This is a genomic window from Burkholderia sp. AU45274 (genome assembly GCF_030482505.1).
In the GTDB taxonomy this organism is placed as follows: Bacteria; Pseudomonadota; Gammaproteobacteria; order Burkholderiales; family Burkholderiaceae; genus Burkholderia.
The window spans coordinates 87,893-113,631 of record NZ_JAUJQE010000004.1 but is presented as its reverse complement, the minus strand read 5'-3'; the positions used below and the strand labels follow the sequence as shown (position 1 = coordinate 113,631).

General features: G+C 67.1%; 24 protein-coding genes. 9 read left to right on the top strand and 15 right to left on the bottom strand.

Going from position 1 to position 25,739, the window contains the following annotated elements; all coding sequences use genetic code 11:
• Window positions 1–145: 145 nt before the first annotated feature.
• Window positions 146–1,051, bottom strand: a complete 906-nt coding sequence (locus QZM35_RS16305) for a LysR family transcriptional regulator (RefSeq protein ID WP_301776369.1) — start codon at window positions 1,049–1,051, stop codon at window positions 146–148.
• A gap of 171 nt (window positions 1,052–1,222) precedes the next feature.
• On the opposite strand from QZM35_RS16305, the gene QZM35_RS16300 reads away from it, so the two are divergent.
• Window positions 1,223–2,761 (top strand): MFS transporter, encoded by a 1,539-nt coding sequence (locus tag QZM35_RS16300; RefSeq protein ID WP_301776368.1) that lies wholly within the window; start codon window positions 1,223–1,225, stop codon window positions 2,759–2,761.
• Between the two features lie 43 nt (window positions 2,762–2,804).
• On the opposite strand, the gene QZM35_RS16295 is transcribed toward QZM35_RS16300, so the two are convergent.
• The 11 genes from QZM35_RS16295 to QZM35_RS16245 all read right to left on the bottom strand — a co-directional run bounded on the left by QZM35_RS16295 (window position 2,805) and on the right by QZM35_RS16245 (window position 13,435).
• A complete protein-coding gene (locus tag QZM35_RS16295; RefSeq protein ID WP_089433048.1) occupies window positions 2,805–4,178 on the bottom strand; it encodes an efflux transporter outer membrane subunit in 1,374 nt (457 codons plus the stop codon).
• Between the two features lie 13 nt (window positions 4,179–4,191).
• Window positions 4,192–6,231 (bottom strand): MacB family efflux pump subunit, encoded by a 2,040-nt coding sequence (locus tag QZM35_RS16290; RefSeq protein WP_301776367.1) that lies wholly within the window; start codon window positions 6,229–6,231, stop codon window positions 4,192–4,194.
• Between the two features lie 2 nt (window positions 6,232–6,233).
• Window positions 6,234–7,415 (bottom strand): macrolide transporter subunit MacA, encoded by a 1,182-nt coding sequence (gene macA, locus QZM35_RS16285; protein ID WP_089429049.1) that lies wholly within the window; start codon window positions 7,413–7,415, stop codon window positions 6,234–6,236.
• Window positions 7,416–7,776: 361 nt separating this feature from the next.
• Window positions 7,777–8,499 carry a DsbC family protein gene (locus tag QZM35_RS16280; protein ID WP_301776366.1) on the bottom strand — a complete coding sequence of 241 codons (723 nt, stop codon included), beginning with the start codon at window positions 8,497–8,499 and terminating at the stop codon, window positions 7,777–7,779.
• 42 nt (window positions 8,500–8,541) lie between these two features.
• Window positions 8,542–9,390, bottom strand: coding sequence for a DUF3658 domain-containing protein (locus tag QZM35_RS16275; protein WP_301776365.1), 849 nt, complete (start codon window positions 9,388–9,390; stop codon window positions 8,542–8,544).
• Between the two features lie 767 nt (window positions 9,391–10,157).
• Window positions 10,158–10,340, bottom strand: coding sequence for a hypothetical protein (locus QZM35_RS16270; RefSeq protein WP_089426957.1), 183 nt, complete (start codon window positions 10,338–10,340; stop codon window positions 10,158–10,160).
• A gap of 46 nt (window positions 10,341–10,386) precedes the next feature.
• Entirely contained in the window at window positions 10,387–11,115 is a 729-nt protein-coding gene (locus QZM35_RS16265; protein WP_089426958.1) for a bifunctional 2-polyprenyl-6-hydroxyphenol methylase/3-demethylubiquinol 3-O-methyltransferase UbiG, read from the bottom strand.
• A gap of 55 nt (window positions 11,116–11,170) precedes the next feature.
• Window positions 11,171–11,752, bottom strand: a complete 582-nt coding sequence (locus QZM35_RS16260) for an HD domain-containing protein (protein WP_301776364.1) — start codon at window positions 11,750–11,752, stop codon at window positions 11,171–11,173.
• 116 nt (window positions 11,753–11,868) lie between these two features.
• Window positions 11,869–12,195 (bottom strand): hypothetical protein, encoded by a 327-nt coding sequence (locus QZM35_RS16255; RefSeq protein ID WP_143329899.1) that lies wholly within the window; start codon window positions 12,193–12,195, stop codon window positions 11,869–11,871.
• Window positions 12,196–12,762: a helix-turn-helix transcriptional regulator gene (locus tag QZM35_RS16250; RefSeq protein ID WP_089426961.1), complete on the bottom strand. Its 567-nt coding sequence runs from the start codon at window positions 12,760–12,762 to the stop codon at window positions 12,196–12,198. It abuts the gene before it with no gap.
• Window positions 12,763–12,796: 34 nt separating this feature from the next.
• The gene (locus tag QZM35_RS16245) at window positions 12,797–13,435 is read right to left on the bottom strand and encodes a hypothetical protein (RefSeq protein ID WP_089426962.1); all 639 of its coding nucleotides are present in this window, start codon (window positions 13,433–13,435) and stop codon (window positions 12,797–12,799) included.
• A gap of 342 nt (window positions 13,436–13,777) precedes the next feature.
• On the opposite strand from QZM35_RS16245, the gene QZM35_RS16240 reads away from it, so the two are divergent.
• The 3 genes from QZM35_RS16240 to QZM35_RS16230 all read left to right on the top strand — a co-directional run bounded on the left by QZM35_RS16240 (window position 13,778) and on the right by QZM35_RS16230 (window position 16,789).
• Window positions 13,778–15,181, top strand: a complete 1,404-nt coding sequence (locus QZM35_RS16240; protein WP_174973632.1) for an HdeD family acid-resistance protein — start codon at window positions 13,778–13,780, stop codon at window positions 15,179–15,181.
• Between the two features lie 94 nt (window positions 15,182–15,275).
• Window positions 15,276–15,854 carry a hypothetical protein gene (locus QZM35_RS16235; protein WP_206150168.1) on the top strand — a complete coding sequence of 193 codons (579 nt, stop codon included), beginning with the start codon at window positions 15,276–15,278 and terminating at the stop codon, window positions 15,852–15,854.
• 203 nt (window positions 15,855–16,057) lie between these two features.
• Window positions 16,058–16,789: a ribonuclease T2 gene (locus tag QZM35_RS16230; protein WP_089426965.1), complete on the top strand. Its 732-nt coding sequence runs from the start codon at window positions 16,058–16,060 to the stop codon at window positions 16,787–16,789.
• 47 nt (window positions 16,790–16,836) lie between these two features.
• Here QZM35_RS16230 and QZM35_RS16225 read toward each other — a convergent pair whose 3' ends face one another.
• Window positions 16,837–18,297 carry a fatty acid desaturase family protein gene (locus tag QZM35_RS16225; protein WP_301776363.1) on the bottom strand — a complete coding sequence of 487 codons (1,461 nt, stop codon included), beginning with the start codon at window positions 18,295–18,297 and terminating at the stop codon, window positions 16,837–16,839.
• A 61-nt stretch (window positions 18,298–18,358) separates the two neighbouring features.
• On the opposite strand from QZM35_RS16225, the gene QZM35_RS16220 reads away from it, so the two are divergent.
• Together QZM35_RS16220 and QZM35_RS16215 are read left to right on the top strand one after the other, a co-directional pair.
• Complete coding sequence (locus QZM35_RS16220; protein ID WP_089475336.1) at window positions 18,359–19,069, top strand: hypothetical protein; 711 nt, start codon at window positions 18,359–18,361, stop codon at window positions 19,067–19,069.
• 9 nt (window positions 19,070–19,078) lie between these two features.
• The gene (locus QZM35_RS16215) at window positions 19,079–20,194 is read left to right on the top strand and encodes a hypothetical protein (RefSeq protein WP_089475335.1); all 1,116 of its coding nucleotides are present in this window, start codon (window positions 19,079–19,081) and stop codon (window positions 20,192–20,194) included.
• On the opposite strand, the gene QZM35_RS16210 is transcribed toward QZM35_RS16215, so the two are convergent.
• Window positions 20,182–21,081 (bottom strand): hypothetical protein, encoded by a 900-nt coding sequence (locus tag QZM35_RS16210; protein WP_301776362.1) that lies wholly within the window; start codon window positions 21,079–21,081, stop codon window positions 20,182–20,184. The genes QZM35_RS16215 and QZM35_RS16210 overlap by 13 nt on opposite strands.
• Complete coding sequence (locus tag QZM35_RS16205; RefSeq protein WP_301776361.1) at window positions 21,078–21,965, bottom strand: metal-dependent hydrolase; 888 nt, start codon at window positions 21,963–21,965, stop codon at window positions 21,078–21,080. The genes QZM35_RS16210 and QZM35_RS16205 overlap by 4 nt, the downstream gene beginning before the upstream one ends.
• 95 nt (window positions 21,966–22,060) lie before the next feature.
• Between QZM35_RS16205 and QZM35_RS16200 the strand changes: the two genes are divergently transcribed.
• The 3 genes from QZM35_RS16200 to QZM35_RS16190 are packed head-to-tail and all read left to right on the top strand — an operon-like array spanning window position 22,061 to window position 25,738.
• Window positions 22,061–22,999: a fatty acid desaturase gene (locus QZM35_RS16200; RefSeq protein WP_089475332.1), complete on the top strand. Its 939-nt coding sequence runs from the start codon at window positions 22,061–22,063 to the stop codon at window positions 22,997–22,999.
• Complete coding sequence (locus QZM35_RS16195; protein WP_301776360.1) at window positions 22,999–24,597, top strand: GH3 auxin-responsive promoter family protein; 1,599 nt, start codon at window positions 22,999–23,001, stop codon at window positions 24,595–24,597. Before QZM35_RS16200 ends, QZM35_RS16195 begins: the two co-directional genes overlap by 1 nt.
• A complete protein-coding gene (locus tag QZM35_RS16190) occupies window positions 24,590–25,738 on the top strand; it encodes an aromatic ring-hydroxylating dioxygenase subunit alpha (protein ID WP_301776359.1) in 1,149 nt (382 codons plus the stop codon). The genes QZM35_RS16195 and QZM35_RS16190 overlap by 8 nt, the downstream gene beginning before the upstream one ends.
• The last annotated feature ends 1 nt before the right edge of the window (window position 25,739 follow it).

Sequence of the window (25,739 nt, the reverse complement as noted above, 5' to 3'; positions counted from 1 at the left end):
TGCGTGGCGGTCCGCGAGTGTGGGGCAGTTTGCGGTGGCGTTGGCGTCGAGGCCCGGCATCCAGAGGCGGACGGTCATCCACGCGTGACGTGGATACACGCCGCGCCGGTGTGTGCGGCGCCGCGTGCCGTCACCCGGTCGCCGCTCAGTCGTCGAACGTCGGCGTGATCGCGTTGACGAACGCATCGATCACGCAGCGCGTCTTGCGCGGCAGGTAGCGCGTCTTCGGCCAGATCGCGTGGATGTCGCCTTCGCAGACGAAGCAGCGGTCGAGCACGACCGTCATCTCGCCGCGCTTCACGTAGTGATCGAGCAGCCAGCTCGGTAGCCATGCGATCCCGAACCCCGCTGCGCCGGCTGCCGCGATCGCCTGCACGTCGTCGAAACTGAGCTGGTGCGGCATGTCGATCCGTACCGTCGAGCCGTCCGGCGCGCGCAAGTCCCACGGCTGAACCACACCCGAGCGGGAATACGCGATCGTCCGGTGGTGCTTCAGATCGTCGAGCGTCTTCGGCGTCCCGTAGCGGGCGAGATACGACGGCGCCGCGCCGAGGCTGCCGTATTGCGTGCCGAGCCGCCGTACCGCGAGGCTCGTGCTGTCCGCGAGCGTGCCGATCCGCACCGCGAGGTCGATGCCTTCCTCGACGAGATCGACGAAACGGTCGGTGATCGATACATCGATCCGCAAATGCGGATAGGTGTGCGCGAGGTCGAGCACGACGGGCATCACGCAGTGATGCCCGAACGCGAGCGGCACGCTCAGGCGCAGCTTGCCGCGCGGCTCGTTGCGGCCGCAGTCGAGGTCGGCTTCGGCCGCTTCCAGTTCCGCGAGCGCACGCACGCAGCGGTCGTAGTACGCCTGGCCGTCGTCGGTCAGGCTCTGGCTGCGCGTCGTGCGCTGCAACAGCCGCGCGCCGAGCCGCTTCTCGAGCCGCGCGATCGCCTTGCCGACGGCCGAACGCGTCATGTCGAGGCGCTCCGCGGCGAGCGCGAAGCTGCCCGATTCCACTACCTGGACGAAGGTCGTCACGCCGTCGAGTCTGTCGGTCATGGGCGGGATTGAGTCCTGTGATTCCCCAGTCTGGAGAAATGCATGCGTCAATGGGGATGAAGATTCTCACTATAGTACCGATTCCCGTCCAGCGTGCGTCGCCGGCCGCACGCGGCGAATCCTTCTCACCTGGAGGCGCGCGGCCCGTTGCCGGGCCGTGGCGCAATACGCATGACGCTATCCGACTCCCGCAGGAATGCGGTCGCGCTCGCGGCCGTCTGTCTCACGTCGCTGATGTTCGGCCTCGAAATCTCGAGCGTGCCGGTGATCCTGCCGACGCTCGAACACGTGCTGCATGGCGATTTCAACGGCATGCAATGGATCATGAACGCGTACACGATCGCGTGCACGACCGTGCTGATGGCGGCCGGCACGCTCGCCGACCGGTTCGGCCGCAAGCGCGTGTACGTGATCGGCACCGTGCTGTTCGGCGCGACGTCGCTGCTGTGCGGGCTCGCGCCGAACGTGCCGGTGCTCGTCGCGGGCCGGCTGCTGCAGGGCGCCAGCGGCGGCGCGATGCTGATCTGCCAGATTGCGGTGCTGTCGCACCAGTTCCGCGAGGGCCGCGAGCGCGGCCGTGCGTTCGGGATCTGGGGGATCGTGTTCGGCATCGGGCTCGGGTTCGGGCCGATCGTCGGCGGCGCGATCGTCGCGCTGGCAAGCTGGCCATGGGTGTTCCTCGTCCATGCGCCGCTCGCGGCCGTCGCGCTCGTGCTGATCGGCGGCGCGGTGCAGGAGTCGCGCGATCCGCACGCGGGCAGGCTCGACGTCGCAGGCATCGTCACGCTGTCGCTCGCGGTGCTCGGCCTCGCGTTCTACATCACGCAAAGCGCGGAACTCGGGCTCACCAGTGCCGCCGGCCTCGGCGTGCTCGGCGCGACCGTGCTGGCGCTGGCCGGCTTCTTCATCGCGGAACGCGCCAGTGCGCGGCCGATGTTCGATTTCTCGGTGTTCCGGATTCGCGCGTTCACCGGCGCGATCTTCGGTTCGATGGGGATGAACTTCAGCTTCTGGCCGTTCATGATCTACCTGCCGATCTGGTTCCAGGTGGCGCTCGGCTACGATAGCGTGACGGCCGGCCTCGCGTTGCTCGCGTACACGTTGCCGACGCTGGTCGCGCCGCCGTTCGGCGAACGGCTCGCGCTGCGCTACGGGCCGGGCGTCGTGATCCCGGGCGGCCTGTTCACGATCGCGGCGGGTTTCGTGCTGATGCGGATCGGCAGTGCGGCCGACCCTGCCAGCTGGATCACGATGCTGCCCGGCTGCGTGATCGCCGGCATCGGGCTCGGGCTCACGAACACGCCGGTGACCAACACGACGACGGGCGCGGTGCCGAGCTCGCGGGCCGGGATGGCGTCGGGTATCGACATGAGCGCGCGGATGATTTCGCTTGCGCTGAACATCGCGGCGATGGGCTTCGTGCTGGTCGCGGGGATCGTCGCGAGCCTGAAGAGCGGCGTCGCGGGCACGATCGGCGACGCGGCGCTGCGCCGCCTTGCACAGGAGATTGCGTCCGGCCGGACCGACGGGCTGCACGAGATCGCCCCGGCGCTCGCGCAGGCCGACCCGAGCGGCGCGGCGTTGCATGCGGCGCTCGTGCACGGGTTCGGCTGGGTGATGGTGTACGGCGCGGCGGGCGTGGCCGTGCTTGCGACGGCGAGCGCGGTGGCGTTCGCGCCGGCCCGACGCCGAGCGCCCGTGTGTGAATGACGTCGCGCCTGATCGGTGCGGCCGGCGCCGGTGCGCGCTTTGGTCAGGACATCCCGCCGCCGAGCGCGCGGTACAGCGTCATCTGGTTGTTGAGCCGGTTCAGGCGCGTCAGTTCGTCGGCGCTTTGCGCATCGCGCAGCCGCTGCTGCTGGTCGAGCCACGGCTGCACGGCGGTCGCGCCGGCCGCGAAGCGCGCGGCGGCCAGCTGTTCGGCGCGCTGTGCCTGGGCCAGCGACAGCGCGCGCTGTTCGGCTTCGCGTTCGAGCTGCACACGCGCCGACAGCGCGTTCTCGACTTCCGCGAGCGCCGTGTAGAGCTTCTGGCGGAACCCGACGACGGCTTCCTCGTACTGCGACTTCGACACCTTGATCTGCAGCTGCATCGTGTTCCACTGGATGAACGGCAGTGCCAGGCCCAGCCCGAGCGTGCCGACCGGATTCATCAGCACGCGCTCGAGGCTCGTGCTCGACGTGCCGGCCTGCCCGGTCAGCGTGAAGGTCGGATAGAAGCTCGTGCGCGTCGCGTCGACTTGTGCCAGCGATTCGCGCAGCCGGAATTCCGCCGCGCGCAGGTCGGGACGCCGGCCGAGCAGGCTCGCGGGCAGGCCGGCCACGACTTCCGGCGGCGCCGCGACGGGCAGTGCGGCCGGCTCGGCCGCGCGCTGCTGCGGCGGTCGGTCGAACAGGATCGCGAGCGCGTGGCGATTCTCGGTGCGCTGCTGGATCAGTTGCGTCTGCGCGGCGCGTTGCGCGGCGAGGCTCTGTTCGGCCTGCGCGAGATCGAGCCCCGACACGGCGCCGGCCGTGTGCCGCGACCGCACGACCGCGAGCGTGCGGACCGCATACGCGATGTTCGCGTCGCCGAGCGCGATCTGCCGGTTCAGATAACCGATCTGCCAGTACAGCGACGCCGTCGTGCCGATCAGCGACAGCCGCGCGGCTTCGAGATCGGCGGCCGTCGCGTCGGCTTCCCAGCGTGCGGCGTCGCGCAGCGCGGCCAGCCGGCCCCACAGGTCGATTTCATAGCTGAGCGAACCGGTCACGCCGCTCGTCCGGCTCATCCGGTGCGTATCGAGCGTGCGCGACACGGCGCCGTTCGCGCCGACCGACACGTTCGGCGTCAGGTTCGTATCCGCGAGCCCGGCCTGCAGCTGCGCGCGGTACACGCGGATCGCCGCGATCGCGAGGTCGTTGTTGGCGCGCAGCGCGTCGTCGATCAGCGCATCGAGCTGTGGGTCGCCGAAGCTGCGCCACCAGTCGCGTGTGGTGGCCGGTGCGCCGGCTGCGACCGGCGCCTCCCAGTTCGCCGGCATCGCGACGGCGGGCAGCGGTTCATGGCGCGCACCGGCGCAGCCGGCGAGCAGCGCGGCCGCGCACGCGACTGCGCCCAGGCGGTGAAGGGGGGAGGAATGCGTCATGACAGGTCTTTCTTCAATCGCGCGCGAGCGCATCGATCGGATCGAGCCGCGATGCGTTGCGCGCGGGCATGAAGCCGAAAATCACACCGGTGAGCGTCGAGCAGACGAACGCGGTCACGATCGCGCCGGCCGAGAACACCATCTTCCACTGCGCGACGAACATCGAGAACAGCGCGCCGAGCCCGAACGACAGCGCGATGCCGATCGTGCCGCCGAGCAGGCAGACGAGCACGGCCTCGACGAGAAACTGCTGCAGGATGTCGGACTGGCGCGCGCCGACCGCCATCCGGATGCCGATTTCGCGCGTGCGCTCGGTGACCGACACCAGCATGATGTTCATCACGCCGATCCCGCCGACGACGAGCGAGATCACCGCGATCAGCGACAGCAGCAAGGTGAGCGACTGCCCGGTCTTCTCGACGGTCTTCACCACGCTGTCCATGTTGTACGTGAAGAAGTCCTTGCGGCCGTGGCGCTGCGTCATCAGCTTTTCGAGGCTTTTCTCGGCGGCGGCGCTCGGCTGGCCGTCGCGCACGCGCACGGTGATGCTGTCGAGATAGCGCTGCCCGAACAGGCGCCCGCTCGCGGTGGTGTACGGCACCCACACGTTCAGGCTCTTCACGCTGCCGAACGCGCTTTTCTTGTCGGCCGTCACGCCGATCACGACGCACGGCACGTTGTCGACCAGGATCACTTCGCCGATCGGGTTGCGCGTCGCGCCGAACAGCTTGCGGCGCGTGTTCTGGTCGATCACGGCCACCTGCACCTGGCGGCGCACCGCGTCCTCGTCGAACGCGACACCCAGCGCGAAGCGCATCCCGCGCGCCTGGAAGAAGCGGTCGCCGACGCCGCTCACGAGCGCGTTCACGTCGATGTTGCGATAGCGCAGCAGCAGCGTGCGCGACGTTTCGGGCGTCGCGCTGTCGACGTACGGCTGCTCGGCGAGCGCGGCGACGTCGGCCGGCACGAGCGTCTGGATCGCGTCGGCGCGGCTGTCGCCCCAGTCGGTGCCCGGATAGATGTTGATCGTGTTCGTGCCGATGCTGCCGATTTCGTCGAGCATGTAGCGCTTCGCGCCTTCGCCGATCGCGACGATCGACACGACCGACGTGATGCCGATGATGATGCCGAGCATCGTCAGCAGCGTGCGCAGCCGGTGCGACACGAGCGCGATCCATGCCATCCGGCACGCTTCGGCGAAGCGGCCGGAGCCGGCCGCGAAGCGTCGCGTGCGGGTGCCGGGCTCGGGATGCGCATCGGTGTCGACCGGTGCGGGCGGCGGTGGCGTGTCGCGGTGATCGCGAGCGGGTAGCGCGCTGGCTTCTGCGTCGTCGACGCCCGCTTCCGCGAGCGCTTCCGCATAGTGGCGGTTCGGCCGGTCGGCGACGATCTCGCCGTCGCTGATCTCGATGATGCGCTTCGCATGGCGCGCGACGGCCTTGTCGTGCGTGACGATGACGATCGTATGGCCGAGCGCGTTCAGCTCGTGCAGGATGCGGATCACGTCCTGGCCGCTTTTCGTGTCGAGCGCACCGGTCGGTTCGTCGGCGAGGATCACCTGGCCGCCGTTCATCAGCGCACGAGCGATGCTCACGCGCTGTTGCTGGCCGCCGGACAGCTGCCCGGGCCGGTGGTGCGCACGATCCGCGAGCCCGAGGCGTGCGAGCAGTTCGCGTGCGCGGGCGTGCCGTTCCGCGCGCGGCGTGCCGGCATAGATCGCGGGCATTTCGAGGTTCGCGACCGCGTCGACGTGCGGCAGCAGGTGGTAGCGCTGGAACACGAAGCCGAAGTGCTCGCGACGCAGTTGCGCGAGTTCGTCGCTGTCGAGCATGTGCGTGTCGCGGCCGCCGACCGTGTAGGTGCCTTCGCTCGGATGATCGAGGCAGCCGAGGATGTTCATCAGCGTCGACTTCCCGGAGCCCGACGCGCCGACGATCGCGACGATCTCGCCCGCGTGAATCGACAGGTTGACGTTGCTCAGGACAACGACATCCTTGTCGCCGGCCGGAAAGCGTCGCGTGACGGCGGCGAGTTTCAGCAGGGGCTGGCTCATCGTCACACCACGTCCGCCAGCGGCGCGTGGTCGTCACCGGCCGCTTCGCCGATCACGACGCGTTCGCCGTCCTTCAGGCCGGCCAGGACTTCGACGCGCACGTTGTTGTTGATGCCGATGCGCACGTTGCGCGTTTCCGTGCTGCCGTCGGCGCGCAGCACGCGCACCGCGTAGGTGCCGTCCTTGCGTTTTTCGCCGAGCGCGGCGGCCGGAATGCTGAGCGCGTTGCGTGCATTGCCGAGCACGATGTTGACTTGCGCGGTCATCGAGATGCGCAGCCGATGCTCGGGGTTCGGCACTTCGAACAGCGCGTTGTAGAACACGGCCGAATTCGGCTTCGTGCCGCCGCCGAGGTTAGCTTGCGAATCCGCGAAGTTCTGCGGGGCGGGCTCAATTGCGCGCAGTGCACCGTAGTGGCGCTTGTCGGGTTCACCAAGGATTGTGAAATAAGCGGACTGGCCTTGATGCAAGCGAATCACGTCAGCCTCGGATATCTGCGCTTTCACGGTCATCGTGTCGAGATCCGCGAGCTTAAGGATCACCGGTGCCTGCTGCTGGGCGATGACGGTTTGGCCTTCCTGCGTGACGATCGCGACGACTTCGCCGCTCATCGGCGCGACGATGCGCGTGTAACCGAGGTTGGCCTGCGCGGTTTCGATCTGGATGCGTGCCGAACGGATCTGCGCGGCGAGCGAAGCGAGGGTCGCGCGCTGCACGTCGAGCGTCGCGCGTGCGGCCTCGAACGATTCGCGCGAGGTTGCATCGTCGGGCAGCATCGCCTGCTGGCGCTTGAACGCGAGTTCCGCCTGCGTGAGCTGCGCGGCGGTCGATTGCTGCTGCGCGCGCAGGCTTTCTTCGCTGGCGCGGGCCTGGCGCAGCGCGTTTTCCGAGATCACGGGATCGATCTCGGCGAGCCACTGGCCCTTCGTGACCTTGTCGCCGAGCTTGACTTTCAGCGACTTCAACTGACCGGACACCTGCGCACCGACGTCGACCTGCTTGAATGCCTGAAGCGCGCCGGTTGCCAGCACCGCGTTCTCGAGATCGCCGCGCGAGACGGGCGCGGACAGGTATTGCGGATGCTTCTCGGGCGCGAATAACGATAACGCGACACCTGCGGCGACTGCCACAGCAATGATGGTGGCCAGCACGATGCGTCGTCGGCGGCGGGACGTTTGATTCATGAGCATGCCGATAGGTTAAGTCGGGCGTCGGCGGTGCGTGCTGCCGATCCGGAGGAACCGTTCAGCTCGGCCGGCGGCGCGGTTCGACCGCGACACAGGTCGTGTGTGCCGGGCGCGGAAGCGTCGATTCGGATCAGCCGTTCATGGTAATCGAGAAAATCTCGCGAAATCGTGTGGAAATTGTGCTCAATTGTGGCGATGACGTCGCTGAAACCGAACCTCGATGTCGCCGTTGTTGCAATCGCCGAAGGTCGCGAATGAGCGACCTTCGGCGGCGACGGTGGTCTTCCGGTTTGCACATCGACTGCGAGCAACGGGAAACCAGCTTTTGCTGTTCCGGCGCGTAAAGGGGCAGGTACCGCTATTGGAGGTCCATGATTTCGGCCAGCTCTTTTCCGGAAACGAACCCTTCGACTCTTTTCCCGGATGGCAGGAATGTGGTCGGTGTTCCCTTAATGCCAAGTTTCTTTCCTAGCGAGAGGAGTTCCTTGGTAGCGTCCGGTGAGCATGAAGTTCGCGCGCGCGCAATCGTTCCTTTTTTCACCCATGTCCTCCAGGCAAGGGATGGGTCCTCTGCACAAAGGATCATCTCCGATTTGGCGACGGAATCTTGGGAGAGCACGGGGTACAGAAAAATATACAAGGTTGCGTCCGGAATCTTGTTCAGCTCGCGGCTCATTTTTTTGCAAAACGAACAATTCGGATCGAAGAATGTCGAAATGACGCGTTTCTCGCTGCCGTTTTGAATTTTGATTGCATGTCGAAGTGGCAGGTCACGGAGGGCTGCGCTGTTCATCTTGTTGAGCCGCGTTTCCGTCAGATTCTCCTGGCTGGACGCGTTGATTATGTCGCCAACGAGAATATAGGTTCCGGTAGAGTTGCTGTAGAAAATTCGTGAATTTGCGACGATTTCATAGAGCCCGCCGATCGGTGATCGGGAGACGCTGCCTATTTCAAGCTCCGGAACTTTTTGCTGGAGAATCCGCTTCAGATGATCCTCCTGGGAAGCATGTGCGTTGTCGCAAATGGCGGCGAGAGCGAATGGCAGGAGTGATGCCGTGAATGATTTCGAAATTTTCGACATGGCGACAGGTCGTTGTGGCTCGAACGTTCATGTAACAGCGGATTAGCGGGAGGTCGACCGAATCTTGGTTTGTGTGACGTCGGAATCTGTCTGTTTTTCCACGATGCCGGACGTGACGAACTTTTCGATCCGATGGTAGAGAAAAATGTCGCCGGGGAAATCTTGATGCTCGCTGCCCAGTGTTTCCATGATGTGCAGCACCACTTCCGGAGAGGAGGTCCAGTTATTGCTTGTTGCGCCGGTAATGTATTTGTCGAAGTGGGACGCCGAAAACGAACGTAATTTCCCGGACGGGTTGAGGAGTCTGAAGTCGGCGTTCTCTTCGACCAGGTTTGCCCATTCCCGGGCATAAAGCTCGATTTCATTCGGATCTGCTTGGGGCGCTGTGACGGCAAGTCTCGCCATCCCGATAGGGTGGATGTCCTGGGCCGAGAATCGGATCAACGATATATTCCGCAGTTTGCAGATGCTTGCCCAGTGCAGGAAGTTCGCATATTCCTCGGACGAAGTCGGGTTCACCCATGCGCAAGCCCTTTCCTGATTTTTGACGGCGGTCGAGGTATCGCCGATCGTCACATTGTCCGGCACGTAGCCAAAATGCTCGCTGAACCATTCCGCAAGTGCGGGGTCATTGCGCTCCTTGAGCGGACCCAGATGCCAGTTTCCGGCGACGAGAATGCATGATCCAGAAAGTTCTCCGCTTGAAATTGCTGAGGAAACGGTGTCTAGAGAATACTCGGAGAACGTTATGTGGATTTCCGGCTGACGATCGGTCTCGTGATTCATTTCGGTGCCCTGGTGTTCACGAATATTGAGATGATAGTGCGTGGCTTCCTGGATGAGGAAATCGCCGCGAGTGGTTGTAGGTGCTGTTGATCTGCGAAGGAACACCGGTTTGGATCGTGGGGCTCGCGACGAGCCGGATCGTCATTTCAGACGGTGCAGCCGCTTACCATGGGCCACCAGCCGTTCGAGACGTTGCACTTTCTCAGGCAGTCCGCGCATCGCGTGACACCGGCGTTGCTGCCGGGTCTGCTCCCGTATCGCTGTATGCACATTGTGTAAGAAACGGAGCAGCTTGTGTATCCTCGGGTGTCGGTGCTGTTTGGCCCCCTGAGGATTTGATTTGCGAGACCATCTGCAGTGGCCATGCCGGTGTGAAGTAAAGAAGCGGCCATGCAACAAGCAGCTACGGTCGATCGGATCGCCTTTCTCATGATGATTTTGCTATTTTCAGACATCTATTTCTCCTTGGTTGAGAGTTGAAGATTGATGTGAAACTGTGGTGTGCGATGATTCTTTGTATTTGAGGGGATTGCATTTTTTAGGAATCCTGTGTTGATAAGGTTATTTTATTTTTCACGTGATTTTCAATGATTTATTTTTTTTGAGATTTGTTGATTGTTGTTGATTGTTAAATTGGCTGGCGAGATTTGTCTAAATTGAGATTGTCGGTTGCGTGCCTCGGTAGTTGGGGCCGAGGTCGCGCGTTGATTTGGGATTGCTGTGGAATTCGTGTTGACGAATGCGCAGCCACTGGTGATTGGCCGGATTGTCAACGTGTCGAACGTACGGTGCGGCTTGGAGGCACCTTGCGCGAGTCAGTCGGCCATGCGTTGATAGCCGGGGGCGGGATGCGTGGCGCTCGACGCGCCGTGTTAGGGTGCTCCGCGACTGAACCGGGCGCGGTCGCGTTCGAGGTCGAGCACGTGGCGACCGCGCTGGTTGGGTGGCGGCGTGTGCGACGCGCGCAATTCTGGCAGGTTGTCGAGATGGAGGGCAGTGCGGTTCAGGCGTCTGTCGCCGTCGAAGAAGGTGGCATCGTGGTCGTGCCGCGTCATGCTTTGCCCGGACGCGTGTGCGCGAAGCCGATGCCGATCCGCAGGTTTACGAGGTCACCGCGACGAGCGCCATCATCGGCCGGTCGCGTTCCTCGTCGAGCGCGGGCAGCGCATCGACCTGCGCCTGCGTCGGTCCCCATTCGTCCAGGTGCGTGAGCGTGAAGCCGCTGCCGATCAGCAGGTTCACGAGCGTGCCGAGCGTACGGTGCTGCTTGACGACGCCCGGCGCGAGCCAGTCGGTCACGCGTTCACCTTCATGCTGGTAGCCGTCGAGCGGCCAGGCGCGGTTGCCCTGCGCATCGACGACGAAGCCGGGCCGGCGCGGCGCCGTATAAATGGGGTGCTCGATCGAGAACACGAGCCGCCCGCCGGGCACGAGCGCGCGATGAATCGTGCGCAGCAGTGTGTCGAGGTGCGCGACGTAGTGGAAGGCGAGCGAGCTGTACGCGAGATCGAATGCGGCGTTGGGCAACGCGAGCGTTTCGAGATCGGCGCGGCGGTACGTGATCGCCGGGTGCGCGGCGGTCGAGGCCGCGCGTTCGAGCATGCGCTCGGAGACATCGATGCCGAGCACGCTTGCCGCGCCCTGATCGGCCGCCCAGCGGCTGAACCAGCCGTAGCCGCAACCGAGGTCGAGCACGCTGCGGCCGTGCAGGTCGGGCAGCAGCGCGCGCAGCGCGGGCCATTCGGGTGCGCCGTCGAGGCCGTGAATCGAGCGGTTCAGGCGGCTGTAGCCTTCGAAGAAGGCCGGATCGTCGTAGATGTTCTGCGTCATGCGTGGCGCCTCGTGCGGGCAGGGCGCGCGGTGCCGCGCGCCCGATCCCGAGAGCTTACGCGCGCTGCCCGCCCGCGTCGATCCGGCGTTGCGTGTCGGCGTCGACGATGTCGCGGATCGCGCTGAACAGCGGCGCGGCGTCGGTGTAGCGGCGGCCGTAGCCGAGATTGAACGCGTAGTCGAAATCGGGCGGGTTGCTGCCCTGGTTGTGCTGCAGGATCGTCTCGAGCTTGTCGAGCGCCTTCGCCGCGCGTGCTTCCGGCGTCGTCGCCGCCTCGTATTCATCCCACAGCGCGACGATCTCGTCGCGCCGCGCGGGATCGAGCGGGGCGGTCAGCGTCAGCAGGTCGTCGCGCTCTTGCGCGCTTTTGTCGGGGTGCGCGGCTTGCTCGATCGCGGGAATGTCGCCGTGCAGCGCCTCGCCGAGATCGTGGACGACGCACAGCTTCAGCAGCTTCAGCGTGTCGATGCCGGGCAGCGCGTCGGCGAACACGAGCGCCATCAGGCACAGCCGCCAGCTATGTTCGGCCGTGCTTTCCGCGCGCCCGGACGACGTGTGGCCGCTGCGCAGCACATCCTTCAGGCGTTCGGCTTCGCGCAGGAAAGCGAGCCGCGCGTGGATCGTATCGGGGGTCATGGTCGGCGTCCTTGCGATGAGCCGCCTAGCGTAATGATGAGCCGCCTAGCGTAATGCGGGTGGGCGTGCTTCGTCCACGCATGAAATATGCGCGGCGAGGGCGTTTTGCCGGGCCGCTACTTCACGAAAAGTCCGGCCCAGCAGAACAGCGCGAAGAAGCCCGTTTGAACACCGACGATCAGGCTGAACAGCCAGGGGCTGCTGCGGCGCGCCACCCGCCTGCCGCCGGCGTTGGCCACACCCGAGCGAAGCGCAACGAGCACGGCCGCGCCCGTATAGAGAATGAACGCGACGATCACGAGTTCTCGCATGACAAGCGTCGACATGTGGCATGTCCCCTGGGCGTGCTGCCATTCACGTTGGTATTTTTTGCGTGGCATGCCGGACACGTTGAAGGTTGCCGCACCGTTGCCGGCATGCGGTGCTTCATCGCGACCCGGCAATCACGCATCCTGGAGCGTCTCCACGAGCCGCACGGCGGAGCCGTCCGACAGTGTCATCCGCGTCCACCGGCACATGCTGCCGCGGATCGGCACGACGCGCGACGCATTCGCGCCGGTGTCGAATTCGACGCTCGGCGGCCCCGCGTGGTCATGCCAGCCGAGCGTGTCGAGCGCGGTTTCCATGCGGACGATCTCCGGCGTCGCGTAGCGCCACAGCGACGTGCCGAGCAACATCGACAGCGGTTGCGAGAATTCGGCCGCGCGCGCCGGGGAAGACGCGAGCAGGCGGTGCGTGAGGTCGCATACGAGATGCATGCGGCCCGCGCTGCCCGCGACGAGCCGTGCGAGCGCGTGATCGCCGGCCGAATCGAGGCGCGCGGCGAGCAACCGCTCGGCGGTCGCGCGCTCGTCGGGCGACATCTGCTGGCGGCCGGCTTCCCAGCGCGAGATCGTCGATTGCGCGACGCCGAACAGCTCGGCCGCGTGGTTTTGCTTGACGCGATGCAGCGCGCGCCAGCGCTTGAGTTGCGGGCCGAGCGGCGGGGCGTGAAGCGGTGAGGCGGTCATGGTGGTGCTCCTGTTGCGCTCGTACCGCACGCCTTTACATGATCCGGATGCCGCCGTTCGCGTTGATCGCAATTGCCGCGAACGGCAAGAGCACGATGCCGCCCAGCACGAGCACGCCGTCGGCGGCAACCGTGACCGGCGTGGCGAGAATCCGCAGCCCCATGCCGAGCGCGGACGGCGATTGCCTGATATAGACCGAGTACGGCCGGTTGAACGGCTGCGTGCTCGTCTTGTACTTTTCGACGAACCCTTCCGTCGAATAGCGCTTGCCGCTGATGTCGCCTTCGAGCACGAGGCCGGCCTGCGCGGCGGTGAAGCCGTCGGCAACGGCCGCCTGCCGATCGTCGTCCGACGCGTCCTTCGGCAGCAAGATACGGTATTGGCCCGTGATGCTGCCGCCGCTCGCATGAAAGGCGGCGAACGTCGTGCGCAGCGATTTACGGTAACTGGACATCAAGACCGGCCGCAACTGCGCCGGCAGATCGAAGATGTAATGGTAGTCCGTGCCCAGGACGACGAGCTTCTTGCCGTCCTCGGTCATCATGAATCCGGACACGTGCTCGCTGTATCCGTCTTCCTTGTACAGCTTCGGCGTGAAGCAGCCCGACAGCGAGAGGCTGCTGGCGGCCACGCCGGCGGCCAGCAGGCGCCGGCGCGTGATCGATACGTTCATTGTTGTTGTCCCGTCTGTGCGGTTCAGTTCAGTGGCTTTCGCCCTCGGAAGCCGGATTCTCGCGTATCTGCCGCGCGTTGTCGAACGGGAAATCTGCCTTGGCAGCGGTCGATGGCCCCTGACCGTGCCGTGCCGACGACGTTGTCGCCGCCGCTTTCAACCGTCTCCTGCATATCTTATTATTCGGCCAGTGCGGAGGTATACCGGCCGCCAACGGTCATGTCGAGGCATGACGCGCCGGTACGAATTACCGCCTTTCGGCCGGCACTCTGCACGAGGCACGGTCGAAACGACAGGAAACGCGTGACCCGCGCGTATCCCAAAAAATGACGAGAGAGCGCGATGGTACGACTGGTCTTGCTGCTGCTGGGCATCGAATACTTGCGGACCCGCTGGCGCGGGCTGACCGTGCTCGGCTGGGTGTGGGTCGTCGCGGGCGTCGTGATCTTCGTCGATGCGCTCGACGGCGCGCTGCATTTCCCGATCCAGATCTTTGCGTGGCTGTTCCTGATCGAGGGGCTCGCGACGCTTGCGGTGGCCGGCAGCGGCGTCGGCGGGCAGCGCATCCTGCGCTACGTGAAGGGGATCGCGGTGGTGGTCGCTGCCGGGCTCGTGTTCGCGGGGCATCACCATGGCCATTTCCTGCTGTCGATGATCTTCGGCACGCTGTTCCTCGTCGACGGGCTGCTGCAGTGCACTGCAGCGTGGATGGTGCGCTATCGCCGCTGGAACGTCGCCTTCGCCTGGGGCGTCGTCGAGATTCTGCTGGCCATCTTCTTCTATCAGCCGTACCCGACGCACTATGTGGGCACCGTGCCGTACTGCCTCGGGCTGCTGCTGATGTTCGGCGGGATGCACATGCTGAGCCTCGCCGCGCGTGTGCGGCGGCTGACGCGCAATCCGGCGTTCGCGACGTCGCCGGCGCCGGCGCTCGCGCCCGATCTCGACGATACGCGCGACCGTCCGCATTTCGCGCAATCCGAATGGGACGGCCCGCCGGCCGACGGCGAGCATGCGCTCACCGTGCACGTGTGGACGCCGACCGGCACGTCGAAGGCCGAGGCGCAGCGCTATCCGGTGATCGACCGCTATATCGCGGCCGTGGACGTCAACGGTGTGATCTCGACCGGGCACGCGGCGCTGGAGTCGCCCGAGGGGGTGTATATCAGCCTGTATCCGGGTGTCGAAATCGATCGTTCTCCGGACGAATTCACGCGCATCCTGCGCGCAACGCGAGAAAACGACGTGCCGGGCCTGTTCCAGCCCGACTACGCGACCGAGTCGAAGGCGTGGTGCCCGTCGACCGTGCGCGTGCGGATCCGCAACTATGATCCGTCGAAGCTGGATGCCTTCTGGATGTCGTACCGGCAGAACCTGACGTACAACCTCACGCACCGCAATTGCTCGAGCACGGTGTCGAACGCGCTCGAGGCCGCGCTCGACGGCGCGGTGTGGCGGCTGAAGGGCGCGCGGGCCGGGTGGGGCGCGTTCGTGCGGCTGCTGCTCACGCCCGAGCTGTGGGTCGCCGCGCAGATCCGCAAGCGCGCGGTGACGATGGCGTGGACGCCCGGGCTCACGCTCGACTATGCGCGCGCGCTGAGCATGCTCGCCGACCCGCGGCCGTTCGCGTGGTGGAAGGTCGCGCGCTCGGCCGTGAAGGCGATCATGGCGTCGCGCCGCACGTGGCGCGAGCAGGACCACGCGGCGCTGTCGCCCGGCGGATCGGAGGCGGCGTCGATGAAGTGATCGCGTGCCGCCGGACGCGGGCCCGGCGTCACTGCGGCCGCTCCGCGCGGCCGCGCGAGGTTGCCCGCCACGAGACCCCCCAACGCAAACAACAATGAACAAGACGAGAGCCTTCCGCATCCTGATTCCCGCCGCGCTGGCGCTGACGAGCGCCGGCTTCGCGCAGGCGAGCGCGGACGAGGTGCCGCGCATGAGCAACGACGTGTACCGCATGTCGGTGTCGTTCTGCTCGAACGTCGCGGCCGCCGAGAAGATCGAGTGCCAGGGCGACATGATCGCCGCGGGCAGCCGGATCGTCGCGGCGATCGGCGGCCTGCCGCCGGCATCCGCCACGTCGATCGACGAAGGCGCGCGCAACAAGCTGCCGGCGGCGGAGCGCAAGGGGCTCGCGCCGGTCGAGCCGGGCGCGATCGACAAGGACGACGACCTTGCCGGTCTCGCCGGCATGGTGCGTCTGTGCGACGTCTACGAATCCGAACCGGCGTCGCGCGCGCGGCATCACGCGGCGCTGAAGCAGCAGGCGCCGGACGCCGCACCGCGCGTCGAGGCGTTGCTGACCGATGCGTCGACGGCGGCGCGCCAGCGCGTCAGCATCGGCGTGTGGCAGATCCTCGCGCTCGAAGGCCCCGAATCGATCACACGCGCGTGCACGCAGCTGGGCGCCGGGTCGTGACGGGCGGCGTGCCGCCGCGTTGGCGGCGCGCTTCAGACATGTGAAGCGGCGCGCCAGCGCGTGCCCGCACCTGTGCGCGTGCCACCGGATATCTTTCGTCCACCTTCACATTCGTGCCACGTTGCGTCGGCAACAATCGCGGACAGACATTCGACAACCTTGCGGCGCATCCCGCGACCGCAAGCCTTTTCCGAGGAAACGCCATGCTCAAGACGCTCGCCCGCGCCGCTGCCGCACTCGCCGTCGCTTCCGCTTCACTGCACGCCACCGCGCAGACCAGCTACGACTACCTGTTGCTCGCCGCGTCGTGGGAGCCCGGCTTCTGCGCATCGCACGACACGCCCGAATGCACGAACCTCGCCGGCACGTACGCGGCGACGAGCCTGTCGCTGCATGGCCTGTGGCCGAACAACTACGACGGCAACCAGCCGTTCTACTGCGGCGTGCCGCAGAACGACATCGACCTCGACAACGCGCACCAGTGGTGCAGCATGGATGCGTACCCGATCAGCAGCGCGACCCGCAACACGCTGTCGACGTACATGCCGGGCGTCGCGTCGTGCCTCGACAAGCACGAGTGGTTCAAGCACGGCACCTGCTCGAACTCGGCATCGCCCGATGCGTACTGGAACCAGGCATCCGGCATGATCAGCCGGCTCGGCAACACGTCGTTCAACGCGTTCCTGCAGGCGAACGCGGGCAAGACGGTCACGCGCAACCAGCTGCTGTCGGCGTTCGAAGGCGCGTTCGGCAGCAACACGCGCAGCGCGGTGTCGCTGAAGTGCACGAAGACGAACGGCGTCAGCTACTTCACCGAGGCATGGATCGCGGTGAAGACCAATGCGGCCGCGCAGTTCCCGAGCGCCGCCTCGCTCGTGACGGACGGCAATACGCAGGGCACGTGCCCGACGTCGGGCGTGTATATCGCGAAGTAACGGGGAAGGAGGGCGACGGCGTGCGACATCGCGCACGCCGTCGCCGGTCACGGCTTCGGCGGGATGCCCGACCACAGCAGCCGGGCCAGTTCCGGTGCGTCGAGTTGCGGCTCGTGTTCGTCGATCGCGTCGGGCAGTGCATGCCACGGCACCGCCGGATTCCGGTGATGCTGCAGATGAAGGTTGATGTGATACGGCCACACGAACACGCGGCCGATCCAGCCCGTGCGCCATGAATACGTCCAGTCGGCCCAGCCGGGCGTCGCGTGCGGGCCACCGCTGTGCTCGGCCATGCTGCGGATCTTCTGCAGCAGGACCGACAGCGTGAGCAGCGTCACGAACCACAGCGCGGCGACCAGCAGGATCGTCTGCACGGTACAGGCCCATACGAGCAGCGCGACGATGACTCCCCATACCGCCGCGGCTGCCAGGAACGGCCGGCCGAGCCGCGTGTTCTGTCCGCCCGCGCGCCGGAATGCCGCCATGTTGCGCACCATGTTCAGCACGAGCAGGTCGCCGAGGAACTGCCGCGCAAGCGGCCATGCGTCGAGCGGCCGGAACTGCCACGGCTGGTCGTGATAGAGGAACTGCCGCTCTGGGTCCTGCGCGGTGCCGAGATGCCGGTGATGCGCGAGATGCAGCGGCCGGTAGAACTCGATGGGCACGAGCCCCGGCACGCCGATCGCGACGTTGATCAGGAAGTCGTTGAAACCGCGGCGGCGCGTGAGGTGATAGTGGGTCGCGTCGTGATACAGGATGAACAGCGCATGCTGCCGCGTCGCGACGACGAGTACGGCAAGCGCATACAGGTACCACGTGCCGAGCGCGGTGGCCACCCGGATCGCCACGACGATGCACGCCCATTCGAGCAGCGCGGCCGCCATCGTGCGCAGGTCGACTTTGGCGCGCAGCAGCGCGAGCGTGAGCGCGCCGGCCGCGATACCGGTCGCGCCGCCCCACGCGACGTCGGCGGCACGATGCTGGCCGGTGGTCAGGACCGTCACCATCAGCAGCGCGCTCCATGCGGCGAACAGCACGGCTGACCGTTGCCGCAGCGCGAGCAGCACGATGGCGATAGCGACCGGCAGCGCGACGTGCCCGCTCGGCGACGCGGCAAGCGGCGTGTCGATCCGCTGCAGCCACGCGATCCAGCCGTCATGAGCGGGCGGCCATGCGACGGCGGTCGGATGCAGCAGATGGCACACGAGGCAAATGCCGGCCGCGAGCGTGCTGGCGAAGAGCGCCGGCAGCAGCCATGCACGGCCACGCCCGAGCCACACGAGCGCGGGCATCGCGAACAGGTAGCTGAGGTAAAGCGGCACGGTGCCGGGCAGCAGCGGAACCGCGCGATCGAGTGTGCTCGCCGGAATGATCGTGACCGGCCCGAGCGGCAGGTGCGTGACGAAGGAGTAGAACGCGCCCGTCACGACGAGATAGGCGACGAGCAGCCGCCATGGCCGGGCGATCGGCGCGTCGTTCGCATCCTGGCGGGAAACGGCGTTGGGCATGGCGGGAGCAGGCGGGTAACGGGCTATCATAGCAAGCTGTTCAGTCTTGCAGGAGTACCCGATGGAGTTGCGTGCCACCGCCGTCGAACGTGCGGCCCTGGGCCCGGACGACATCGACCGGATGTTCTCGTTGTATGCGGCGTCCTATTGCGACACGGTTCGTGCGCAGTTCGACCGCGACCTCGGCGACAAGACGCACTGCATCGTGCTGCGCGACGGCGGCGGCGCGATCCAGGGCTTCTCGACGCTCAAGCAGTACGAGACACGCTGGCGCGACGCGTCGATCCGCGTGATCTTTTCCGGCGACACGATCATCGATCCCGCGCACTGGGGCACGCAGCATCTCGCGTTCGCGTGGATCCGCCACGCGGGCAACGTGTGGCGGCAGGCACCCGCCGTGCCGCTGTACTGGTTCCTGATCTGCAAGGGGCATCGCACCTATCGCTACCTGCGCGCGTTCGCGCGCGACTACGCGCCGCGTGCCGATCACCTGACCGCTCCGGCCACGCAGGACCTGATGGATTACCTGGCCGCGAGCCGCTACGGGCACGCGTACGACTCCGCCACCGGCCTGCTGTCGTTCGACACGCCGCAGGGCCGGCTTGCGCCCGTGCTCGCGGAGGTGCCGGCCGCGCACCGACGGCTGGCCGACGTCGACTACTTCCTCGCACGCAATCCCGGCTACGCACAGGGCGACGAACTCGTGTGCCTGTGCGAACTGTCGGCGTCGAACCTGCGGCCGCTTGCGCGCCGGCTGTTCGACGGGGTGTGAGCCACGCGCATGCGGATCCGTCTCGCGCAATCGGCCGACAACGCGCGCATTCTCGATTTCCAGTCCCGTCATGCGATGCAGGGCAGCCTGCCGCTGCGCTTCGATCGTGCGCCTGACTACTTCGCGCTGCATCGCTGCCACGCGCCGCATCATGAGGTCTGGCTCGCGGAAGATGAGCGTGCGTCGTTGAAGGGGCTTGCGAGCCTCGTCGTGCGCGACGGCTATCTCGGCGAGCGCGCGCAGCCGGTCGCCTATCTCGGTGACCTGCGGCTGATGCACGACCGGCGGCTGTCGCGCGAGTGGACCGACTCGGTGCGCGCGCGCTTCGCGACGCTGCGCGCCGACGCCGGCGTGCAGCATGCGTATTGCTGCATGATCCGCGACAACCGGCTCGCGGTGCAGTCGCTGGTCCGCTCGCGGCGCGAGAACCGGCTGCGTTTCACGCACTGGCACGGCTACGAGAACGTGTCGATCTACGCGCAGCGCGGGCTGTCGTCGGTGCCGCGTTGTGTGCCGGGCGTGCGGATCGTCGATGCGCAGCCGCATCATGCGGACGCACTGCGCGCGTTTCTCGATGCCGAATCGCGCCGCCAGCCGTTCGGCGGCGTGTTCTCCGCGGACGAATTCGCGCGACGGCTCGACACGTGGCCATCGTTCGGCATCGACGCGTTCCTGCTGGCGCTCGACGCGCACGACAACCTGGTCGGCTGCGTCGCGCCGTGGGATGCGGGCGAGATCAAACGGATCGTGCTCGAACGGCTGCCGTTGCCTCTGCGGGCGGTCCGTGTCGCATTCAATGCGGTCGCACCCGCATTGCGCCGCCCGCGTATCGCGGCGCCCGGTGAGCCGTTGCGAGACGTCTATCTGACGCACCTGCAGGTGCGCGACCGCGATCCGTCCGTGTTCGCGGCGCTGCTCGATGCCGCGTGGCTGCGCGTGCGCAATAGCCATGCGCTGATGCAGTTGTGCCTGTACGACGGCGATCCGCTCGGGGCGGCGCTCGTGCGATACCACGCGGCGCGTACGCCGATGGATCTCTATACGCTGTCGACCGGCGAGCCGGCCGCGCCGGTCGATGGCCTGCTGGCCGGCCGCGTGCCGGGCTTCGAGATCTACCTGGTCTGAGCGCGCGTGACGTGCAGCAGGTCGGTGAACGCGAGCCAGAAGCGGCCGGCGTCGAAGCCGAGCCCGCCAAGCACGGGCTGGCCGTGGTCGAGCCGCGGCAGGCAGACCTGCGGGATGCCGGGCATCACCTGGTGGTCGAGATAGAACTGTCCGTCGTGCGCGCAGCCGGGACGATGCCCGTTCAGCCGCCCGTGATGCGAATCGAAGCGCGTGGACGCCTCGACGGACCAGCTCACGCCGTGCACGAGATGCAGGTCGGGCGGCAGCGCGGCAAGCATTGCACCGACGCGCGGATCGCGCCGGCTGCTGATGTCGCGCGTGCCGGCGTCGGCCCAGCGCGTGCGCAGCATGCGGCGTGCGATGCGGTCGGGCCACGGTGCGGCCACGTGCGACGGCATGCCGTGGCGGAAGATCGTGTCGACGATCGCGGACGGTCCGCACGGCGGCTGCATCAGCGCGAGGCCGGCACAACGCGCCGCCAGCGCCGGGTCGACGACGAGCGCGGCGAGCGTGTCGATGCCGCCCTTGCTGTGCGCAAGCGCGACGAATTCGCCGCCGGCCGGCAGGTGCTTGCGCAGGTATGCACCGATATGCGCGCCCTGATCAAACACGCCGCGTGCGGAACGCACCGGCACCGTCAGCACGCGATAGCCGGCCGCGCCGAGCGTCTGCCGCGCGCCGCGATTGCAGCCGGGCAGCCATTCCGAATACAGCCCGGCGACGAGCACGACCGTCGTCGCCAGCGGCAGGCGGGCGGTGCGCCGCGTCCAGCCTTCGATGAACGCGTCGGTCCGGTCGAGGTTCGGCACGGCGCGCGTGAACGGCGTCGCCGGATAGTGGCGCCGCCAGTCGTCGAACCCCTCGGGCGTCCACGGCGCGCGTGTCATGCGTGCGACTCCGGTTCGGGTTCGGCGGCGGCCAGGTACGGTTCGAGTGCGGCGCGTGCCGCGCGCAGCGCCGCGTCGCTGTCGAGGCGATCGGGATGGAAGCGCGGCGAGAACCAGAACAGCCACATCGGCATCACGCGCGTGAAGATGCCCGGCGCGACGAACAGCCAGCGCAGCAGTTGCAGCCAGCCGCGCACGTTCCAGGTCTGCCCGTCGACGGCGACAAGGCGGTGCACGAAGTAGATCAGGTCGATCACGAAGTAGACGGAGATCCCGAGCATGGCCGCACAGCGCACGACATAGCGCCGCGCCGCGTTCGGCATGGCCGCCGTGAACACGTCGAACGCAACGGTCTTGTGTTCGGTTTCCTCGATCGCATGCCAGCGCCACACGGCCGCCATCGTCGGGTCGGCGCCGTCGAGGATCGTCGGGTCGCTCAGCAGGCGGTGCGCGAGGATCGCCGTGTAGTGCTCGAGGCATGCCGTCAGCGCGAGCCGCGTGACGGGCGCTACCTGCCGCGCGGCATTGCGCTGGCGTTTTTCGAGCAGCGCCTCGAGCGCGTCGACCGGCACGCGCTGCGACGCGAGGCGCGCGTTGTAGAGGCGGTGCACGCGGATATGCGACGCTTCCTGCCGCACGAACGCATCGACGTCGGCCGCGAGCGAAGCGTCGCCGCCCACCTGGTCGCGAAACGGCCGCACGCTTTCGATGAAGAAGCGCTCGCCGAGCGGGAACATCACGGAAAACGCGTCGAAGAAGCGCGTGACATGGCACGTGCCGCGATACCAGAAGCGCGGAATGCGTTCGTCGATCGCGAAGCGCACGTCGCGGGTCGGCATGCGCGACGCGGGGCTGTCGGTGCTCGGGTGGCGAAACGGCCGCATGCTAGTTCCGCCCCGCCAGGGACGGGCCGCGGGCCGTTACCGGCGGCTGACGCATCTGTTGTATCCTCCCGTGCAAACAACCGCCATTCCGAGCCATGAACCGACCGAGCGCGCAAGCCGCCGCCGCGCAGACCCGACGTTACGACCGGGCGAACCTGCTCGTGCTCGCGCTGCAGAGCGTGGTATGGGCCGGCACGCTCACGTGGCTCTCGCATACCGGCGTTGGCGCGATCAAATGGCTCGTGCTCGTGCCGTTCTGCCTCGTGATGCAGGGCGTATTCTCGATGATGCACGAAACCTTCCACGGGTTCGGGCATCGCCGGCCGATCGCGAATTATATGATGATGTGGTGGGCGTCCACGATGTTCGGCGCGGCCGCGACGCTCATCCACGTGAACCATCTCGGCCATCACGTGCGCAACCGCACGCGTGCCGAGCGCGCGGATTTCGCGACGGCGGACGAATCGCTGCTGCGCAAGCGCATCGAATACTACGCGGCGATCCTCGGTGGCATCTGGCTCGGCAGTTTCGTCGGCAGCTTCGTGCTGGCGCTGGTGCCCGGCCGCACGATGCAGCGGCTCGCCGCACGCGGCGACGACAACACCTACGCGGCCGCCTTCAAGGAATTCACGACGGCCGACTTCCGCCGCATCCGCTACGAAACGCTCGCCGCGGTCGGCGCCGGGCTGCTGGCCGGCTGGCTGCTCGACTGGTCGGTGTCGGCGGTGCTGGTCGCGTATGTCGCGTTCGCGTTCTCGTGGTCGTCGCTGCAATGGGTGTACCACATGCGCACGCCGCTCGACGTCGTCGAAGGCACGTACAACATGCGCGCGCCGACACCCGTGCGCTGGCTGCTGCTGAACTTCAACTACAACCTCACGCACCATCGCCGCCCCGCGTTGCGCTGGCAGGACATGCACGCGGTGTCCGATCTGCGCGAGACACGGCCGCTGTGGTACGGCTGGCTCACGATCTTCGCGCCGCCGCGCCGGCTGCCCGACGATCTCGCGCAACTCGACAAGACCTATTTCTGATGGATATCTTGGCCCGCAGCCCGGCCGACGCATGGCGCACGTTCGCGTGCGCCGTGCAGCCGGACGTCGATCGCTGGCAAGCCGGCCTCGATGCACCGGGCGACACGCAGGCGCGGCGGCTGATGGCGCTGCTCGCCGCGAACCGCGATACCGCATTCGGACGCCGGTTCGGCTTCGACCGGATCGACAGCCCCGCGCAGTTCCGTGAGCGCGTGCCCGTGCATGCGGCCGCCGATTTCCTGCCGTGGCTCGATCGTGTGTCGCACGAAACGGAAACGGTGCTGACCGCCGAGCGCCCGGTGTTCCTCGAGCGCACCAGCGGCAGCACCGCGCGCCAGAAGTTGATTCCTTATACGCCCGCGTTCCTGCGCGAACTGCAGGCCGCGATGATCGTATGGCTGGCCGACATGTATCGCGCCTGTCCGGCGCTCGGCGAAGGGCGCGCGTACTGGTCGATGTCGCCGCCGCTGCAGGCGCCCGGTGTCGCGCCCAACGGGATTCCGGTCGGCTCGGCAAGCGATCTCGACTATCTCGGCGACAGCAGCGCGGCCGCGCTCGCGTCGACGCTGCTCGTGCCGCCGCTGACCGGTAACGCGTCGACGTGGCGACGCGAGACGCTGCGTGCGCTCGTCGCGGACGAAGCGCTCGCCTTCATCAGCGTATGGAGCCCGACGTTCCTGACGAGCGTGCTGCGCCCGCTGTTCGATCGCGACGATGCCGACAGCGCGCGCGATCTCGCATGGGTCGACGCATCGCTGCCGGCCGAGCGCCGCGCCGCGCTGCGCCGTGCGATCGAGGCGGGCGATTGCCATGCGTTGTGGCCGCGCCTGGCCGCCGTGAGCTGCTGGCTGGACGGCCCGAGCAAGCATTACGCCGACGCGTTGCGCGTGCGGTTTCCGCAGGCGCAATGGTTGCCGAAGGGGCTGTTCGCGACGGAAGGTGTCGCGAGCATTCCGTTCGGCACGGGCGGCGGTTGCCCGCTCGCGATCGGCAGCCACTACCTTGAATTCGTGCGCGACGACGGCAGCGTGTGCGACGTCGAAGGGCTGCGCCCCGGCGGCGACGCGCAGGTGCTGCTGACCACGGGTGGTGGGCTGTACCGATATGCGCTCGGCGATCGCGTGCGCGTGGTCGGCATGACCGCCCGCACGCCGCGCATTGCATTCGTCGGGCGCGCGGCGGCGAGCGTCGATCTCGTCGGCGAGAAGCTCGACGAACAGCTTGCGGCCGACGCGCTGAACCGCGCGCGTGGGCAACACCGCGAAGTCGGCGCATGTATCGTGCCGTGCGTGGCGAACGAAGAGCTGCAGCACTACGTGCTGTGCGTTGCCGGCGACATCGGCACCGATGCAGCCGACGCAATGTGCGCAGCCGTCGAAGCCGAACTGGTGCAGGCGTTTCACTACGCGCACGCCCGCCGCCTCGGCCAGCTCGGCCCGCTGCGCGTGCGCGTACTGGGCCGGTCGCCGGCGCGGCTCGGCGACCTGCAGCAGCAGGCGTTCGAACGGGCCGGCATCCGTGCGGGCGACGTGAAGCCATGCGCACTCGTGACGCGGTTGCCGGTGGCCGGCGCGCTGCTGGCGATGACGAATGACTGACGCGATGAACGACATGATCGAACCACGCGGATGCGGGCACGACTGCCCGTCGCGCGATGCGGCGGGGGCGCACGAGCATGCGCCGCCGGCCGATGGCCTGCACGAGCAATGGTTCGTCGCGTGCACCGAACGCGAACTCCCGCGCGACAAGCCGCTCGGCGTGCGGATCCTCGATACCGGCATCGTGCTGTTCCGGCAGCGCGACGGCCGGATCACCGCGCTGATCGACCAGTGCGTGCATCGCGGCACGCGGCTGTCGGCCGGCAAGGTCGATCGCGACACGCTCGTGTGCCCGTATCACGGCTGGCGCTACGACGGCGAAGGGCAGGTCGTCCATGTGCCGAGCATCGACGGCACGCAGCCGACGGGCATGCCCGGCCGCTATCCGTTCCGACAGCGCACGCTGCCCGTGCAACTGCTCGACGGGCTCGTGTGGGTGTATCTCGGCGCGGGCGATCCGTCGGCGCGCGCGATCTTCCGGATGCCGTTCCGCGATGTCACGCCGTGGCAGTCGTACTTCATGGTGAACACGTTCGACGGCGACATCGCGATGCTCGCGCAGAATTTCATGGACGTGCCGCATACGGTGTTCGTACACGACGGGATCTTTCGCAGCAGCCGCGGCCAGGCGATGGAAGCGACGGTCGCGACGACACGGGACAGCGTGGCCGTCACCTATCACGACGGCGATGACAAGATTGGCTTCTGTCTCGACTGGCTCACGAACCCCGATCGCGTGCCGCTCGCGCACGTCGACCGCTTCATCGCGCCGAACGTGACGCGCTGCGACTACCTGTGGGGTGAACGCTCCGGGTTCCTGATCGTCAGCCAGATCACGCCGATCGATGCGCGCCGCTCGCGCGTCTATACGTACATCGCATATCGCTTCCGGCTGCCGCGCTGGATGCTGCGCGCGCTGCGGCCGCTGCTGAACCTGTACACGCACCTCGTGATCCAGCAGGACGTGCGGATCATGCGCGCGCACCGGCAGGGCCTCGACAACGCGCCGGGCTTCCGTCCGCACAACGTGCGCGCCGACATCGTGCACGTCGCGATCGACCGGCTGCTCGATGCGGTGAAACGCGGCGAGCCGCTGCCGGCCGCACAGTGCGGCGAGAAGGTGATGCGGTTCGAGCTGTAGG